Consider the following 16406-nt stretch of genomic DNA (forward strand, 5'->3'; position numbering starts at 1 on the left):
GATCCTTTCCTAGACGTCCGTGCGCTCGATTGCGTCGGCGATGAATGCCTTGACCTGCTCGGCGTCATTCGGCAGATCCACAACGTGGCGCTCGGCGTCCATAATCGCGGCGAAGCGCTCCGGCACCTCCGGAAGCTCGCCAATTGCCTCCACAATGGTATCCGCGAATTTCACCGGCAGCGCAGTCTCCAGCACAACAATGGGAGTTTCTACGCTGTCTGCCAGCTGCTGCGCCACGAACACGCCGTCGGCGGTGTGCGGGTCAATAACCACGCCGTACTCGTCCTTGATGCGCTTGATCGTGGCAATGCGGTCCGCATGCGTCGAGGTGCCCGAGCCGAAACCGTACTTGTCGGTGATGCGCTCAAGCGTATCGGTGTCCAGCGCGAAGCCGCCCTCTTTGACCTTGGTGCCGAAGAGCTCGCGGGTGGTGTCCGCGTCGCGGTCCAGCGCGTCGAAGATCATGCGCTCAAAGTTCGACGCCTTGGAAATATCCATCGACGGCGACGAGGTGGCGTACGTGTCGGCTGCGGAACGCGGGCGGTAATCACCGGTGGTGAAGAACTCGTGCAGGACGTTGTTCTCGTTCGTCGCCACGATCAGGCGATCAAGCGGCAGCCCCATCTGCTTGGCAATGTGGCCTGCGCACACGTTGCCAAAGTTACCGGTAGGCACGCAGATCGAAACCTGCTCCTCGTTCGTCTTCGTCGTCTTGAGGTATGTGGCGATGTAGTACACCACCTGCGCAAGCAAACGCGCGAAGTTAATGGAGTTGACCGCGCCGATCGAGTACTTCGACTTAAACTCCGCGTCCGCGCTGACTTCCTTGACCACGTCCTGGCAATCATCGAAAACGCCGTCGAGCGCGATGTTGAAAATGTTCGGGTCGTCCAGGCCGAACATCTGGGCCTGCTGGAACGGGGTCATACGCCCGGCCGGGGTGAGCATGAACACGCGGATGTTGTCGCGGCCACGCATGGCGTACTCGGCCGACGAGCCGGTATCGCCAGAGGTCGCGCCCAGAATATTGATCTCTTCGCCGCGGCGCCCGAGTTCGTACTCGAAGAGCTCGCCGAGCAGCTGCATCGCCATGTCCTTAAACGCAGCGGTCGGACCTTCGGAGAGGTGCGCGATGTGCAGGCCGTCGTTCAGACGCGTAACCGGCACGATCTCCTCGTCCGCGAACACCGGGGTGCGGTACGCACGCTTGGCAATCGCCTCGAGGTCCTCCGCCGGGATGTCATCGACGAACAGCTTCAACACCTCTGCGGCAAGTGCGGCGTAGCCGTCGTTGGCCAAAAGGGTGCGCCACTCGTCGAGAAGCGCCGGCGAAAGTGTCGGGTACACCGCCGGCATAAACAGCCCGCCGTCCGGACTTAAGCCGGTGAGCAGGATGTCAGTGAAGGAACGGGCCTGGGCAGTTGCGTCGCGCGTCGAAATGAAGTCCACGCCGGGCAGTCTACGTGATCGGTGTATGCCCTTGGCCGGAATGGGCATTTACGTTCAGCGTCGGCAGGCCCGGGGAGCCGCACTTTGGTGCGGTCGTGGGGCCTCGATTCGTTCATATGCAGGGCTCGATATGCGTAACTGCAGGTCAGCGCAAAATTGGAAAAACGGCCCGAAAGGTATCTCCAAAGCCGTGACCAGGACTTACGCATATCGAGCCCTGCATATGAACGTTGGAGGGGCGGTGGCGCGTGAGCGCGCACCGGCGGGGTGCTCCGGCGGCGGTGCCGGGGTGCTAGTGGCGCGGGGGCTCCTGGCGGCCGGTGAGGATGTCCACGACGGAGCGGATTGCGGCGTCGCCAAGCGGTGCCACCGAGCGCTCCTTCGGCTGCTCCGGTGTGGATGCCCGGCGCGGGCTCGGCTCGACGGTGACGTTAAGCGTCGTGTCGTCGAGTTCGAGCTTTGCGGACGGGTCGATGCCGGCGACGCGGGCGGCGTCGACGAGTGCGACGAGGTCGGCGAAGGTTGCGTTGTCAAGGTCGATAGTCATGTTCACTGCCATGCCCACAGAGCTTATTGATTCCGCAACCGCCGCGCCTAGTCGAATTCCAGAGACTGCTTTTCGCCCCAGAACACCTCCTCCACCACGCGGTGGGCGCGCCGGGTGATGCGCAGGTAGTCCTCGAGAAACTCTTGCTGGTCGTCGGGGTCATATCCGGCAGAGCCAGCGACCTGAGCCAGTTGCGGGCCCGGTGCGGGGAGCTGGTCCTCACGCTTGCCGGAGACGAGCACAATAGCGTTGCGGGCGCGGGTCGCGGTGAGCCACGCGGTGCGCAGGGTTCGCGCCTTGTCGGCGGAAAGCACCTCGGGGTCGTCGAGCTCCACGAGGAAGTCCAGTGCGTCGAGTGTGGACGGGGTGCGCAACTCGTGATGACGATGCGCGTGCGCCATGGTGATCAGTTGGACGGTCCACTCCACATCGGCAAGTGCGCCGCGGCCAAGTTTGGTGTGGGTGGCCCGGTCGGCGCCACGGGGCAGGCGCTCGTTATCCACGCGGGCTTTGATGCGGCGGATCTCGCGAATATCGGCAGGTGTTGCGCCGGCCTCGGGGTAGCGGAACTCGGCGATGGCCGAAAGGAAGCGCTCCCCTACCTCGCGGTCGCCGGCGACGACGTTGGCGCGAAGGAGTGCTTGGCGCTCCCAGACTTCGCCCCACTCGCGGTAGTAACGCACGTAGGAGGCAATGGTGCGCGTCACCGGTCCGGAGCGACCCTCGGGGCGCAGACCCAGGTCCACCTCCAGCGGCGGGTCGCCGGATGGTTTGGACAGGCGGGTACGGATCTGGTCGAGCACCTTCGTGGCCCAAGCGATGGCTTCTGTTTCGTCGACGCCGTCTGCTGGTTCGGTGACCACCATGACGTCGGCGTCAGAGCCGTAGCCCAACTCGGCGCCGCCAAGCCGGCCCATCCCGATCACTGCGATTCGTGCGGGGGCCTCGTCGAGACCAGCGGCGGCAGTGGTCGAATACACCTCTGCCTGCAGCGCGGCCTCAAGGACCGCGTCCCACACATACGTCAGTTCCAGACAGACCTGGCGTACCTCCATCAGGCCCAGCAGATCAGCGGCGGCGATGCGGGCCAACTCGGCACGGCGCAGGGAACGCGCCACCGACACCGCCTTCTCCGGGTCTGCTTGGTGGCGCTTCGCGGAGGCGACGATCGCTTTATGCACCTGATCCGGAGCCACCTCGAGCAGGCGCGGACCGGCAGAGCCATCCCCGAGGAGTTTCACCACGTCAGGTGCGGAAATGATCAGGTCGGAGGTGTACGGGGAGGTGCCGAGGATGTGCATGAGGCGTTGGGAGGCCACGCCTTCGTCGCGAAGCATGCGCAAGAACCAACTGCGATCCACCGCTGCCTCGGAGAGTTTGCGGTAGTTGAGTAGGCCCTGGTCGGGATCGGCGGTGTCGGCCAGCCAGTGCATGAGTGTGGGCAGCAGGATCTCCTGCAGTTTCGCCTTGCGGGAGGTGCCCTTGATCAGCGCGGTCAGGTGGTCAAACGCGCGCGCCGGGTGGCGGTAGCCCAGGGCTGCCAACTGGTCCTTCACACCGGCGGCGGAAAGTGTTGCTTCACCGACGGTGAGGTCCACCACGGCGTCCAGCAGCGGGCGGTAGAAGAGACGCTCGTGCAGCGTGGCCACCTCGTGGCGGATGGCCTTGAGATGCCGGTTCATCGCCTCAGGGGCGGTACCGCGTGGCCCGGCTGAGAAGCCTGCGGCGCGGGCGAGCCACCGGTTGCGCTTCTCGTCATCGGCATCTGGCAGTTGGTGGGTGCGCTTGAACCGCTGCAGTTGGAGACGGTGCTCGAGCAGGCGTAAAAACTCGTAGGCATCGGTGAGCACTTTGGCGTCCTCGCGGCCCACGTACCCGCCCTTGGCCAGGTCGGCGAGGGCTTCGAGGGTGTTGCGGGCGCGCAGGGTGTCGTCGATACGCCCGTGCACGAGTTGGAGCAGTTGCACGGCGAACTCGACGTCGCGAAGCCCACCGGGGCCGAGTTTGAGTTCGCGGTCGCGCACGTCCGCGGGCACGTTCTCCAGCACGCGGCGGCGCATGGCTTGGACGTCTTCGACGAAGGAGTCGCGCTGGGACGCCTCCCACACCAGCGGCGACAACGCGTCCGAATACGCCTGGCCCAGATCCATTGACCCGGTCATCGGACGGGCCTTGAGCAGTGCCTGGAACTCCCAGGTCTGCGCCCACTTTTTGTAGTACGCCACGTGCGAATCAAGCGTGCGCACCAGGGCTCCGGCTGCGCCTTCGGGTCGCAGGTTCGCGTCCACGTCAAAGAAGCAGGCGGAGCCGATGCGCATCATCTCGCTGGCCACGCGCGTGATCTTGGTGGTCACAGGCTCGGCGACGAATACGACGTCCACATCCGAGATGTAGTTCAGCTCCCACGCGCCGCACTTGCCCATGGCGATGACAGCCAAGTCCGCGTCGACATCCTCATCGCCGTAGACTTCCCGCACCGCGACCGCAAGCGCAGCCGTCAGCGCCGCATCCGCCAAGTCCGTGAGCCGGTTTGTGGTGTAGGCGTACGTCATCGGTTCGCCCTCGCCGAAGCCCTTCACCGCGGCGAAAGTGCCAGCGAGGTCTGCGGCTGCAACGCGCATCACGAGGTTGCGGTGGGCTGTACGGAGCTTTTGCTTTGCGACGCCAACCTCACCCACCTCAGCCCGATACAGGCCCGGGGTGTCCGCATCCACGCCAACCGCGCCGAGCATGGTGCGGAACATGTCGGGGCGGGACGGGAGGTCGTCGCAAAGCAAACGCCACTGCTCAGGATTGGCAATGAGGTGATCCGACAGCGCTGTCGAGCCGCCGAGCAGCGCGAAGAAGCGCGTGCGGAAAATCGAGTTCGCGCGCAGTTCGGCAAGCAGCTCGTCCCACGAATCCAGTGCCTCATGCAGGCGGTAAGCGTTGTTGAGCGCCAGATCCGGATCCGCGGCACCCGCCAACGTGTAGCCAAGCTCCTCGGCATCAAAACCGAGCTCGGCTAAATCCTCGGCGGCGCGCGGGCTGGTCAGGCCAAGTTTCGCGGGCTTCACTACAAATCAATCCCCGTTTCGATCTCCCACGGGGTGATCTTCGAGGTGTACTCGTGCCACTCCTGCCATTTTGCACGTAGGAAGAATTCGAAGACCTGCTCCCCAAGCACTTCCGCCATGAACTCGGAGCGCTCCAGGTGGCGCAACGCCTGATCGAGAGAGGTCGGCAGGTCCCGGTAGCCCATCGCGCGGCGCTCCCGGCGGGTCAGGGCGAACACGTCGTCGCGTGCCGGCTCGTCGAGCTCGTAGCCCTCCTCGATCCCCTTCAGGCCGGCCGCCAGGATCGCCGCGTAGGCAAGGTAGGGGTTGCACGCCGAGTCCAGCGAGCGCACCTCCGCCCGGCGCGACTCCGCCTTGTGCAGGCGGTAGGTAGGCACGCGCACCATCGCGGAACGGTTCGAAATGCCCCAGGTCGCCGCGGTCGGCGCTTCGGAGCCGAACTGGAGGCGCTTGTACGAATTCACCCACTGGTTAGTCACCGCGGAGATTTCGCTGGCGTGCTCGATGATGCCGGCGATGAACTGGCGGCCGGTGGCAGACAGGCTGATTTCGTCATCAGGATCGTGGAACGCGTTAGTGTCGCCTTCGAACAGGGAGAAGTGCGTGTGCATCGCCGAGCCTTCAAGGTCCGCGAACGGCTTAGGCATAAATGTTGCGTGCACCCCGTTGATCTCCGCGACGGTCTTGACCAGATAGCGGAAGGTCAGGATGTTGTCCGCCATGGTCAGCGCGCCGGTGTGGCGCAGGTCGATCTCCTGCTGGCCTGGGGATCCCTCGTGGTGGGAGAACTCGGTGACAATGCCCATGTACTCCAGCGCGGATACCGCCATCCGACGCAAGCGCGGGGCCTCGTTGCGTTTGGCCTGGTCGAAGTAGCCGCCCTTGTCCGCAGGGGTTGGTGGCTGGTCGCCCTGGCCGGGTTTGACCACGTAGAACTCGATTTCGGGGCTAGCCAAAAACTCGAATCCCATGTCGCGGGCGTTGTTGATCTGGCGGCGTAGTACCTGGCGCGGATCCGCGAACAGCGGGCCGCCGTCGGGCATGGTGATGTCGCAAAACATGCGCGCGGTCTGCAGACCAGAGTCCTCATCGAACGGCAACGGCTGGTACGTCGACGGGTCCGGGCGCAGCAACGTGTCCGATTCAGAGACCCGCGAGAAGCCTTCGATGGAAGAACCGTCAAACCCCACGCCTTCCTCGAAAGCACTCTCGAGTTCCGCAGGCGACATCATCACCGTTTTCAGCGAGCCGAAAATATCGGTGAACCATAGGCGGATAAAGGCAATGTCTTGCTGCTCGACGAGTCGCAGCACGTTGTCGGTTTGGGCGCTCATGGCACATAACTGTAGCGGTCGCGACGATTCGAAAACGGGCCAAGCGCAAATCGGCGTGCGCGCTAGACTCGGAGGCATTACATGCGCTGAAACTGCGTCGATCACATGTCGAACCCGCGTCGGTGAGGAGAGCACACACATCATGTCCGAACAGGCTGAACAGACACCCCAGAACTTCCTTGAGGTGGAGATCAAGTTGGCGGTGGACGAGGACACCGGCATTCCAGATCTCATCCAACTGCCGGGGGTGACGTCGATTGAGTCCACGCAGGAGCACAACCTGTCCGCGGTCTACTACGACACTGCGGATCTACGCCTGACGCGTTCCAAGATCACGCTGCGTCGCCGCACCGGCGGTTCGGATGACGGCTGGCACATCAAGTTGCCGCAGGAGGGTGGCCGCAAGGAGGTGCGCATGCCTCTCGACGACCCCACGACCGTGCCCGAAGCCCTCCTTTCGGAAGTTCGTGCCATTGTGCGCACGGAACCGCTAGAGCCGATCGCCCAGGTGGATAACCGCCGCGTAGAGATCACGCTTGCAGGCGAGGGCGGCCCGGTTGCGGAGTTTTGCGACGACCACGTCACCGCCTGGTCCCTTCTTCCCGGTGGTGAGCGCACCACCTGGCGCGAATGGGAGCTCGAACTCGCCGACGCCCTTGCGGGCACCGAGGCGGGCGATGACCTGATTACCCAGGCAGGGTCTTTCCTGATCTCCGCGGGCGCGCGCAAGTCCTCCTCGCCGTCGAAGTTGGCCACGGCGCTTGGTGATTCGATCAAGTCCGCTCCCCTGCCCCCACACGTCCAAGGCGAAGTTGAGGAGGGGACGCCGGCGGCGGCGGTGGTGTCGTCGCTACGCAAACAGCGCGATGCGATCGTGGGTTGGGAACCGCGCGTGCGCGCCGATGAGTTCGATTCCGTCCACCAACTGCGCGTGGCCACCCGCGAGATGCGCTCCCTACTGGAGACGTTCGAGGGCATCCTCGAAGGCGAAGCACTAGCAACACTCGAGGATGAACTGAAGTTCTCCGCCGGCGTGCTCGGTGTCGCGCGCGATGCGGAGGTTGTGGAGGAGCGTTTTCTCGCCCTGCTGGATTCGGACGAATCTGGGCTTATCGACGACACCGCGCGCACCCATATCGAACACGACATGCGCCGCGACTACGAGGCCGCCCACGCCGACATTGTGGAGATGCTGGACTCCGAGCGGTTCATGTCGCTGCTGGATGCCGTAGATGCCCTGCTGGCGGAGCCGCCAGTGGCGGTTGGTGACGGCGCTGGGGATGATGACGGCGCCAAGTCGGAGAAGAAGCAATCCAAGGAGGTCCTTTACGACCACCTCAAGCGCGGCTACAAGAAGTTGAAGAAGCGCCACAAGAAGGTCGCCGAATACTACGACGACACCACCCTGCCGCTGCACGAGCGCGAGAATTACGTCCACGACGTGCGCAAGGCTGCCAAGAAGTTGCGCTACTCCGCCGTCGCAGCACAGGAAGCAGGCCTGAAGGCAGGGCGTTTGGCTAAGGCATGCAAGGCGCTGCAAAGCCAGTTGGGTGACTTCCAGGACGCGGTGACCTCACGCGAGCGCATCGAGCGGCTCGCTAACGAGGCCCGCGAGCGCGGCGAGGACACCTTCTCCTACGGCATGCTCTACCAGCGCGAACTCGACCGCGGCGAGGCGTCGCTTCGCGATTACGACGACACCGTGCGCGAAGTGCGCAAGGCGTTTAAGAAGATCAAGCCGTAAGACACGGCCCGGCGGGGATTACTTCTCCCAAGAAGGGGTCTCGCCCCAGTCATCGTCGGCTTCGTCGGCGGCATCCGCTGCTTTGTTGCGCTGCGCTGCAATCGCCAGGGCGTTTTCAGCTTCCTCGCGCGTGGCGTACGGGCCCATGCGGTTATCCCAGGAGGCTTCCTTGCCCTGGGTGACCTCGCCGGTAGACGGGTTGTAGTAGTACTGCTCGTCAGCCATGATCTGCTCCTTTATGTTCGTTGCTTTTACCGCCCCTACCCTACCGAGACGGTTGGTAGTGTGGTGGCCGTTAAGGAGCGTGTAATGGCAGCATTTCAAACCCCCAAAACTTCCCCCGCCCAGCGCGTCCGCGCAGCTCACCCAGGCAGCGGACATGTGGCATCCGCACCGGCGACGTGGGTGTTGATCGGCGAGAACGTTGACCACTTTGGTGGTGTGACGTTGGCTGGGACGTCGTCGCTACGTGCGGCTGCGGCGGCGAGCCCGCGTGACGACGACACCATCGCCCTGACCGCCCGCGGCCCCTTCGGCGACTTCACCGCCAAAACAACCCTGGCCGCGCTGCACGAGGACGAGGTCACAGATCCGCTCGCACGACGCTGGACCGGTTTGGTGCAGTCGCTGATCCAACGCCAGGTTCTCTCCCGCGACACTGCAGGCCTGGACATTACGGTGGAGTCCGACGTGCCGCTCGGTGCCGGTCTTGGCTCGCTGTACGCCGCCGATGCCGCGATCGCGCTGGCGTTGGCGGGCGGTCACGGCGACATCGATACCGCACCCTTCCGCACCCGGCTCGCGGAGATCTGCTCGCACGCCGTAGCCACCTACTCATCGCTGGCGGTGCTGCGCGCTCGCCACTCCGTGGCCCTGCGTGGCGGTGGCACAGGCGTAAGTGTTCTCGACTACGCCGACGGGTCACTGACCGAAGCGCCTCACCCCGCCCGCCACGGCGTGCGCGTGTTCTCCCTGGCCAAGGAATTGGGCAAGCCGTACGACGTGCAGACTAAGGCGATTGCGAACCGCCGCGAGTTTATCGACGCCGCCTGCTCCAACTTCGGCGTCGAATCCCTTCGCCAACTGCCCGACGCCACCAACCGCGTCGTCCAGTGGGTCGAGGCACGCCGCTCCGTTGGCGACGAGACCGCACCCGATCCCGACGTCGCCCGCCAGTGGGTGCAGTTCTGCGAAACCGAAACGCTTCGCTCCCTCGCCGCCGCCAAGGCGCTGCGCTCCCGGCGCGCCAACGAGCTGTTCACGCTGCTGAACTCCCCGTCCGAGGCCCACGACCTGACCACCCCGGACGCGCTGGTCGCCCTGGCGCGCGAGCGTGGTGCCGTCGCTGCCCGCCCAGCCGCCACGGGCACCTCCGACGCGGTGATCGCGTTCGTGCCGGTGCAAGCCGCCGACGAGTTCGCCGCCGCAATGGCGAAGGATCTCCAGGTCGTGGAGATCACCCCGGGTGAGGTCGCCCGCCTCGAGGACTAAGCACTCGCCTGGACCGCAGCGCTAGTCCGCGGGCCAGGCGAAGCCGACCTCGCGGGCGTCGATGTCGGCGTGCACGAGTGAAAACTTCGTGGATACGCCTTCCTCAGGCGCGCCGGCAGAGGGTGCGAGCACCGGCGGGTCGACGATGAACACGCGGGACTGTTCCTCGCCGGATTTCAGCGTGACGCCGTCGAAGTTGTGGCCCACCCACGGCTCGAGCACCGTCGCCTCCGTGAGGTGCAGGCAGGCCTTTTCCACGGTGTTGGCCAACTGGGAGGAGCGGCCCATGGTTTTCAGCATGCGTGCGGCGTCGCGCGTGACCCACTCCGGCACGGGCGTCCCGGCGCAGATGGCAAGGCAGACTTCGGTGGCGAAGCGGTCGATGAGCCTGCGCAGCGGTGCGGTGACGTGGGCGTAGTATCCGCCGATACCGGCGTGGATCTCGGGGGCGTCCTTGGACAGATCGACGTAGCCGGAGCCACGCAGGAGTTTTTGGGCTTCGCGCATGATGGCCATGCCGTGCGGGGTGTCCGCGTCCACGCCGGCAAGGAACTCACCGATGTCGCCGGTGACGTCGAAGCCCAGGTTGCGGGCCTCGCGGCGGAACTCGGCCTCGCTTTCCGCTGACGCCGGCTGGAGGGTGCGCAGGAAGCCCACCCCGGCGTCCACCATCATCTGTCCTGCGACCATGCCGGTGAGCAGGGAGATCTCCGAGTTGTAGTCCATGATCGGATGGCGTGGCTCAATGGCGAGTTCGTAGGCGTCCCCGTCGCGAGCCACGCGCACGGACGGCACGCGCAGGTTGATGGCGTGCCTGCGTAGCGACGACTGCTGACGCAACCGGCCTACCTCCGGCAACAGCGCAATCGAAGGGTGCACCGAGCCATCCGTGAGGGAGGCGTGCACGCCCTCGTAATCCAGGCGCGCGACCGAGTGGACGAGTGCGCGCTCGACGTGGGCTGACTCGACCTCCCCTTCCCCATCGAGGTCGAAGGTCCACAGCACGGCCGGCCTATCCACATCCGGCAACAGCGACGCCGACCCTTCGGAGACTTCCTCCGGGTGCAGCCGCGCTGGCTCGTCGGGAAGGTAAATGGTCTGGCCGCGCTGCAAGGATTCCTCGTGTACGCCGGAGTCACTGTCCACGAACGCCGCCACGTCCGCAATCGCATACCGCACCCGGTACCCGCCACCGGCACGCTGCTCCACGAACACGGCCTGGTCCAAATCTTTAGAGCCGGCCGGGTCGATGGTGACAAAGGGGATATCGCGGGCGTCGATACGCACATCTGCGAAACGGTCCACCAACTCCGAGGCCTCTGCGTGCAACGATGGCGCAAAGTCGGTGGGCACGTCGAATTCGTGCGCAATTGCGCGGAAGTTCAGGGGTGCGGCGTAGAGCTTCATAAAACGCCATCGTGCCACGAAGTGGGCGAATGAGTCGGCCTATGAGCCGGATTCTGTCCCCCGCAAGCGGGGTGGCGACCATCCATCTGGGTCACCCATCACTGGGCGCCTCGAGCAGCTACCTTCGGACTGGGCGGGCAGCCTCATCACATCCGACGACCTCTGCGCACGCGCAGGGGTTCTTGCCTTGCTCCCGGTGGGGTTTACCTGGCCACACGTGTTGCCACGCATGCCGGTGCGCTCTTACCGCACCCTTTCACCCTTACCCCGCACAAGGCGGGGCGGTTTACTCTCTGTTGCACTTTCCCGCGGATCACTCCGGGTTGCTGTTAGCAACCACCGTGCCGTGTGGAGTCCGGACTTTCCTCGACGTGCGCCTGCCTCAATGCTGAGGTGGTTCGCGCCGCCGCGGCCGCCCGGCCGGCTCATTCGCGGTCTAAAGCATACGCCTTTAGAGCGCGTGAGCAGAACCGCCGCACATCCACCGGGTTAGAACGGCACCCCGCTGCGGAAGATGATGTTGGCGTACGGGGTTGTCTCACCCGTGCGAACCACGAACTTGCAGTCTGCAAGCGCCTGTTTGAGGTCTTCGTGGTCGACGCGGGTGGGGTCGTCGCAAAGTAAAGCGACCTCATCGGGCGCTTGCGTAGCGACGACCGCACCTTCCACCACAACCTCATCCAGAATCGCTTCGACGACATCGGCAAAGCGGGGCACGCCGAAGACCAGCGCGAGGTCCACGACCTCCACCCCGGCCGGGATGGGCAGGCCACAGTCCGCCACGGCGAACGTGTCGGTGTGGCCGAGGCCGTTGATCGCGCGGGCCAGTTGGGCGTTGAGAATGCCTGTCTTGCGCATTACTCGAAGTCGCCTACGTTTTCCTTGGTCACGGTGACAACGTCGACCGGGACGATGGCGGTGGCGTCTTCGTCGCGAAGCAGCTTCGCAGCCTCCTCAACCGCACGGGCGCCGAGCTCGCCCGGCTGCTGGGCGATGGTGGCGTGCATGCGGCCGTCGGTGACTGCCTTGAGCCCGTCGGTGGTGCCGTCGAAGCCGATGACCTTCACGTCCTTACCAGCACGATCGCCGAGCGCCTCGATGGCGCCGAGGGCCATCTCGTCGTTCTCCGCGAAGATGGCCTTCACGTTCGGGTAGGCCTGCAGCAGGTTGGTGGCAACGTTCAGGCCCTCGGTGCGGTCGAAGTTGGCGGTCTGCTCGCCGACAACCTTGATGTTCGGGTAGTTGGCAATGCCCTCCTTGAAGCCCTTACCGCGGTCGCGAGAGGCGGAGGAGCCGGCGATGCCCTGCAGGATCAGGATCTCGCCCTCTTCGCCGATGGCCTTGGCCAGCTCGTCGGCTGCCTGCTTGCCGCCGGCGACGTTGTCGGAAGAGATGAAGGAGGCGACATCGCCGCCGTTGGAGGAACGGTCCACGGCGATGACCGGGATGCTGGCGTTGTTCAGGGCCTCGACAGCCGGGACGACGGCATCGGAGTCGGTCGGGTTGACGATCACGGCGTCGGTGCCGGAGGTGATCGCGTTGTTGAGCTGGTCGATCTGGGTCGCAGCGTCATCGGAAGCGTCCTGGACGTTCAGGGCGATGCCGAGTTCGTCGGCCTTTTCCTGGGCGCCGTCGCGAAGCTGGACGAAGAACGGGTTGGTCTGGGTAGACAGTGCCAGGGTGACCGCGCCCTCGTCGGCGGAGTCACGGTTGCAGGCGGAAAGCGACAGGGTCATGGCCGTGGCAGCAACGATGGCGGTGGCCTTACGAGCGAAAGACATTTCGGGTACTCCTTGAAGTTGTGAACAGGGGGTCTTGTTCAGGGGTTAAACGGTGGTCTTTTTGCGCAGCACGTCGAAGCCGACGGCTGCTGCGATGACCACGCCGATGACAATCTGCTGCCAGAACGAGCTGACATTGAGCAGGTTCAGGCCGTTGCGGATCACGGCGAGCAGGATCGCGCCGACGAGCGTGCCGGTGGCCTTACCGGTGCCTCCGGCTAGCGACGCGCCACCGATGACCACGGCGGCAATCGCGTCGAGTTCGTAGCCCACACCGGCCTGCGGCTGCGCGGACGACAGGCGGCCCGCCATGACCAAACCGGCAAGCGCGGCGAACAGGCCGCTGAGTGCGTACACGGCGACGAGCACACGCTTGACCGGGATACCGGACAGGCGCGCGGCCTCCTCGTTGCCGCCGATGGCGTACATGGAACGGCCCAGCACGGTGCGCGAGAGGATGAACCAGCACAGCACGCCGGCCAGCAGCATCATCAGAATCGGGATAGGGAACTTTCCGGCGTTGGAGCCGAGCCAGTTCACCTCCTCGGCGGTAGCCATCGGCGAGCCCTGGGAGATCACCAAGGTGGCGCCGCGGGCAATGGACATCATGGCCAGGGTGGAAATGAACGCCGGGAGTTTGCCGTAAGCGGTGGCGATACCGCTGACGGCACCTGCGGCGAAGCCGGTGAGCAGGCCCGCAATCAGCGTGATCCAACCGGGCCAGCCTGCCTCGACGAAGAAGTGGGCCGAAACCATGGCGCTCAGCGCCGCTACCGCGCCGACCGACAGGTCGATGCCGGAGGTGACGATGACGAACGTCATGCCGAACGCCAAGATGGCCACGGTGGCGGCCTGCACGCCCACGTTGATCAGGTTGTTCACCGTGAGGAAGTGCGGGGTGGCGATGAACAGCGCGATGCACAGCACGATCAGGCCGACGAGCGCGCCGTTGTTCATGATCCAGTTGATGACGCGCTGGCGAGTACTCAAGCGCTCATCCGTAGTCGTTCCCGTCATGCGCGGGCCTCCGTTTCTGTAAGTGGCGTTTCTGTAAGTGGCGTTTCTGTAAGTGGTTCGACGTGGTCTTCGACGTTGGACACCGCCAGCGCCATAATCTCGTCCTGGGTGGCACCCGCGGGCAGTTCGCCCGCGATGCGGCCGCCGGACATCACCAGGATGCGATCCGACATGCCAATAACCTCAGGCAGTTCCGAGGACACCATGAGCACTGCGCCGCCGGCCTGGGTGATGTCGTTGATGATGTTGTAGATCTCCACTTTGGCGCCGACGTCGACACCGCGCGTGGGTTCGTCGAGAAGCAAAATGTTCGAGCCCGCCAGCACCCAACGACCGAATACGGCCTTTTGCTGGTTGCCGCCGGACAGGTTGCGGATCTCCTGATCGATGCCGGCCATGCGCACGCGCAATTGCTTGGCGACGTCATCCGCACGCTTGCGCTGACCACCCACATCCGCGATCCCTGCGCGTGACGACGACCGCAACGTGGCCAGTCCAATATTCTCCCCCACCGTGGCACCAAGCACGAGGCCTTGCGCCTTGCGGTCCTCGGGCACGTGGCCGATGCCGCGCTTGATCGCCTGAGCGACGGAGCCGGACGGGAGTGGCTCGCCGTTGATGGAAACGGTGCCGGAATCGACGTGATCCGCACCCGCGATCGCGCGCACGACCTCGGTACGGCCCGCGCCAACAAGACCCGCCAGGCCGACGACTTCGCCGGCGCGGATCTCGAAGGAGACATCCTTGAACTTGCCTTCCGTGGTGAGGTTTTCCACGGTCAGCAGCGGTTTGCCGATCTCTTTATCCACCTTCGGGTACTGGTCCTCGATGTCGCGGCCGACCATGTAGCGCACGAGTTCCGCCTCTGGGGTGGTGGCGGGGACCTCGGCGACAAAGTTGCCGTCGCGAAGCACCGCCACACTGTCGGCGATACGGGCGATCTCGTCCAGGTGGTGCGAGATAAACACCATGCCCACCCCGTTGGCCTTCAAATCGTCGACCACCATGAACAACTGGTCAACCTCGTGGCCGGTAAGGGCCGCGGTGGGCTCGTCGAGAATCAGCACACGCGCATCCATCGACAACGCCTTCGCGATTTCAACCAACTGCTGGTGCGCAATACCGAGCTCGCCGACCGGCGTGTCCAGGTCCACCTTCAGGCCGATGCGGTCGATGGCTTCAGCGGCGATGCGGCGCATCTCCTTGAAGTTCACCAACCCCATCCGGCGCGGCGTGCGCCCGAGCGTGATGTTTTCTGCCACCGACAGCGTCGGCACCAGGTTTAACTCCTGGTGGATCGTGGCAATACCGTGCGCTTCTGCGGCCTTGGTGTCGGGCAGGGTGACCGGTTTATCGTCGATAAGAATGCGCCCCGAGGTGGGCTGATACACGCCCGACATCATCTTGATCAGCGTCGATTTACCCGCGCCGTTCTCGCCGAGCAGCGCAAGCACGCGACCCGGCTCGACGGCGAGCGAGACGTTATCAATCACGTTGATCGGCCCGAATGACTTCGAAATGCCGTCCAACCGGATCAGGGGTTTTACCGCTGTGGTCATCTGCTGCACCTCCTTGAAGTGAAGTTGAAATTGCTGGATTCTCGGATAGTCAATGTGGTGGGTAACACCTCGTGCTGCGAGGTCGGCTCCCCGCGGATCAGCGCGGCGATCTTCTCCCACGCACGTCTGCCGACGTCCTCCACATGCTGCTCAATCACCGTCAACGGAACGGGCTGCATCTGAAACGCCGGCTGGTCATCAAACCCAACCAGCGCGAGATCCTCGCCCAGACCGATCTTGTGGTCCAGCACGTACTGCAGCGCCCCGACCGTCATCATGGAATCCCCCGCGATAATCGCCGACGCGCCACGCTTGAGCAGGTCCGCGGCACCCGCGAAGCCCTCCGCGCTGCTGTAGCCGCCGCGGAAGATCAGACCGTTCGTCTCTGGGGTTTCGCGGATCGCGTCGTGGAAGCCTTCCAGGCGCTGCAGCCCCGTCGACGTACTCGACGGGCCCGCGATATAGCCGATCTGCGTATGCCCGTTGTCCTTGAGGTGCTGGACGGCCTTGCGGATGGAAGGTCGCGCGTCCGTAATCACCGACGGCACCTCCAGCCCCGGCAGCACCCGATCCACCTGCACAATCATCTGGCCCCGATCCAGCAGCGACTGCACCATCGGCGCGCTGTGCATCGACGGCACGATGATCGCCCCGGCCAGCTGCTGGCCGCTAAAGGTCTGCAACGCGGCGTCGAGTTGGCCGGCGTCCTCGTTGGTGGTGGCGATCATCACCGAAAACCCATCGGTGTCCGCTGCCTGCTGAATCGACGCCGCCATCTGCGCGAAGAACGGATTGACCAGGCTCGGGATGGTTAGCCCCACCGCGGTCGACGCTGCCGAGCGCAACCCCCTCGCCTGCAAATTCGGCACGTAATTCAACTTCGCCGCCGAATGAAACACCCGGTCCCGCGTTTGTTTCGAGATCGCCGGGTTTCCCGCCAGCGCCCGCGACACCGTGGACGGCGAGACACCGGCGTCGAGCGCAACCTCGCGCAACGTGGCCCGTGCTGCCATGGGTCCCT

General features: G+C 64.7%; 13 protein-coding genes and 1 other RNA gene. 2 read left to right on the plus strand and 12 right to left on the minus strand.

The features are described 5' to 3' along the window. Positions 1 to 9: 9 nt before the first annotated feature. From thrC to CCOY_RS08515, 4 genes are all read right to left on the minus strand, one after another. Positions 10 to 1449: a threonine synthase gene (gene thrC, locus CCOY_RS08500; protein ID WP_070614611.1), complete on the minus strand. Its 1440-nt coding sequence runs from the start codon at positions 1447 to 1449 to the stop codon at positions 10 to 12. A gap of 292 nt (positions 1450 to 1741) precedes the next feature. Continuing rightward, entirely contained in the window at positions 1742 to 2008 is a 267-nt protein-coding gene (locus CCOY_RS08505) for a hypothetical protein (RefSeq protein WP_070422144.1), read from the minus strand. Between the two features lie 35 nt (positions 2009 to 2043). Continuing rightward, positions 2044 to 5052, minus strand: coding sequence for a bifunctional [glutamine synthetase] adenylyltransferase/[glutamine synthetase]-adenylyl-L-tyrosine phosphorylase (locus CCOY_RS08510; protein WP_092100311.1), 3009 nt, complete (start codon positions 5050 to 5052; stop codon positions 2044 to 2046). Further along, positions 5052 to 6386 (minus strand): glutamine synthetase family protein, encoded by a 1335-nt coding sequence (locus tag CCOY_RS08515; protein WP_092100313.1) that lies wholly within the window; start codon positions 6384 to 6386, stop codon positions 5052 to 5054. Before CCOY_RS08515 ends, CCOY_RS08510 begins: the two co-directional genes overlap by 1 nt. Before the next feature lie 142 nt (positions 6387 to 6528). Between CCOY_RS08515 and CCOY_RS08520 the strand changes: the two genes are divergently transcribed. After that, positions 6529 to 8130: a CYTH and CHAD domain-containing protein gene (locus CCOY_RS08520; RefSeq protein WP_092100315.1), complete on the plus strand. Its 1602-nt coding sequence runs from the start codon at positions 6529 to 6531 to the stop codon at positions 8128 to 8130. A gap of 18 nt (positions 8131 to 8148) precedes the next feature. Here CCOY_RS08520 and CCOY_RS08525 read toward each other — a convergent pair whose 3' ends face one another. Further along, positions 8149 to 8355, minus strand: a complete 207-nt coding sequence (locus tag CCOY_RS08525; protein ID WP_070422140.1) for a hypothetical protein — start codon at positions 8353 to 8355, stop codon at positions 8149 to 8151. Positions 8356 to 8439: 84 nt separating this feature from the next. Between CCOY_RS08525 and CCOY_RS08530 the strand changes: the two genes are divergently transcribed. Further along, complete coding sequence (locus CCOY_RS08530; protein WP_092100319.1) at positions 8440 to 9621, plus strand: galactokinase family protein; 1182 nt, start codon at positions 8440 to 8442, stop codon at positions 9619 to 9621. 21 nt (positions 9622 to 9642) lie between these two features. Here the strand turns inward: CCOY_RS08530 and CCOY_RS08535 are convergent, their stop codons facing one another. The 7 genes from CCOY_RS08535 to CCOY_RS08565 all read right to left on the minus strand — a co-directional run bounded on the left by CCOY_RS08535 (position 9643) and on the right by CCOY_RS08565 (position 16398). After that, positions 9643 to 11028, minus strand: a complete 1386-nt coding sequence (locus tag CCOY_RS08535; protein WP_092100321.1) for an RNB domain-containing ribonuclease — start codon at positions 11026 to 11028, stop codon at positions 9643 to 9645. A gap of 26 nt (positions 11029 to 11054) precedes the next feature. Next, an RNA gene (rnpB, locus tag CCOY_RS08540) (RNase P RNA component class A) lies at positions 11055 to 11456 on the minus strand. A 61-nt stretch (positions 11457 to 11517) separates the two neighbouring features. Next, entirely contained in the window at positions 11518 to 11886 is a 369-nt protein-coding gene (locus CCOY_RS08545) for an RbsD/FucU domain-containing protein (RefSeq protein WP_070484060.1), read from the minus strand. Then, positions 11886 to 12809, minus strand: a complete 924-nt coding sequence (locus CCOY_RS08550) for a D-ribose ABC transporter substrate-binding protein (RefSeq protein WP_092100323.1) — start codon at positions 12807 to 12809, stop codon at positions 11886 to 11888. The genes CCOY_RS08545 and CCOY_RS08550 overlap by 1 nt, the downstream gene beginning before the upstream one ends. A 45-nt stretch (positions 12810 to 12854) precedes the next feature. Continuing rightward, positions 12855 to 13826 carry an ABC transporter permease gene (locus tag CCOY_RS08555; RefSeq protein WP_070840515.1) on the minus strand — a complete coding sequence of 324 codons (972 nt, stop codon included), beginning with the start codon at positions 13824 to 13826 and terminating at the stop codon, positions 12855 to 12857. Further along, on the minus strand, positions 13823 to 15385 hold the full coding sequence (locus tag CCOY_RS08560) for a sugar ABC transporter ATP-binding protein (RefSeq protein WP_083284758.1): 1563 nt from the start codon (positions 15383 to 15385) through the stop codon (positions 13823 to 13825). The genes CCOY_RS08555 and CCOY_RS08560 overlap by 4 nt, the downstream gene beginning before the upstream one ends. After that, positions 15382 to 16398, minus strand: a complete 1017-nt coding sequence (locus tag CCOY_RS08565) for a LacI family DNA-binding transcriptional regulator (protein WP_092100325.1) — start codon at positions 16396 to 16398, stop codon at positions 15382 to 15384. Before CCOY_RS08565 ends, CCOY_RS08560 begins: the two co-directional genes overlap by 4 nt. Positions 16399 to 16406 lie beyond the last annotated feature (8 nt).

This window comes from Corynebacterium coyleae, from assembly GCF_030408635.1.
In the GTDB taxonomy this organism is placed as follows: Bacteria; Actinomycetota; Actinomycetes; order Mycobacteriales; family Mycobacteriaceae; genus Corynebacterium; species Corynebacterium coyleae.

Coding starts and splice junctions, on each gene's coding strand:
- CCOY_RS08565 (WP_092100325.1), bottom strand. CDS start 16,398: ATGGCAGCACGGGCCACGTTGCGCGAGGTTGCGCTCGACGCCGGTGTC.
- CCOY_RS08520 (WP_092100315.1), top strand. CDS start 6,529: ATGTCCGAACAGGCTGAACAGACACCCCAGAACTTCCTTGAGGTGGAG.
- CCOY_RS08505 (WP_070422144.1), bottom strand. CDS start 2,008: ATGGCAGTGAACATGACTATCGACCTTGACAACGCAACCTTCGCCGAC.
- CCOY_RS08550 (WP_092100323.1), bottom strand. CDS start 12,809: ATGTCTTTCGCTCGTAAGGCCACCGCCATCGTTGCTGCCACGGCCATG.
- CCOY_RS08515 (WP_092100313.1), bottom strand. CDS start 6,386: ATGAGCGCCCAAACCGACAACGTGCTGCGACTCGTCGAGCAGCAAGAC.
- CCOY_RS08535 (WP_092100321.1), bottom strand. CDS start 11,028: ATGAAGCTCTACGCCGCACCCCTGAACTTCCGCGCAATTGCGCACGAA.
- CCOY_RS08525 (WP_070422140.1), bottom strand. CDS start 8,355: ATGGCTGACGAGCAGTACTACTACAACCCGTCTACCGGCGAGGTCACC.
- CCOY_RS08555 (WP_070840515.1), bottom strand. CDS start 13,826: ATGACGGGAACGACTACGGATGAGCGCTTGAGTACTCGCCAGCGCGTC.
- CCOY_RS08560 (WP_083284758.1), bottom strand. CDS start 15,385: ATGACCACAGCGGTAAAACCCCTGATCCGGTTGGACGGCATTTCGAAG.
- CCOY_RS08545 (WP_070484060.1), bottom strand. CDS start 11,886: ATGCGCAAGACAGGCATTCTCAACGCCCAACTGGCCCGCGCGATCAAC.
- CCOY_RS08530 (WP_092100319.1), top strand. CDS start 8,440: ATGGCAGCATTTCAAACCCCCAAAACTTCCCCCGCCCAGCGCGTCCGC.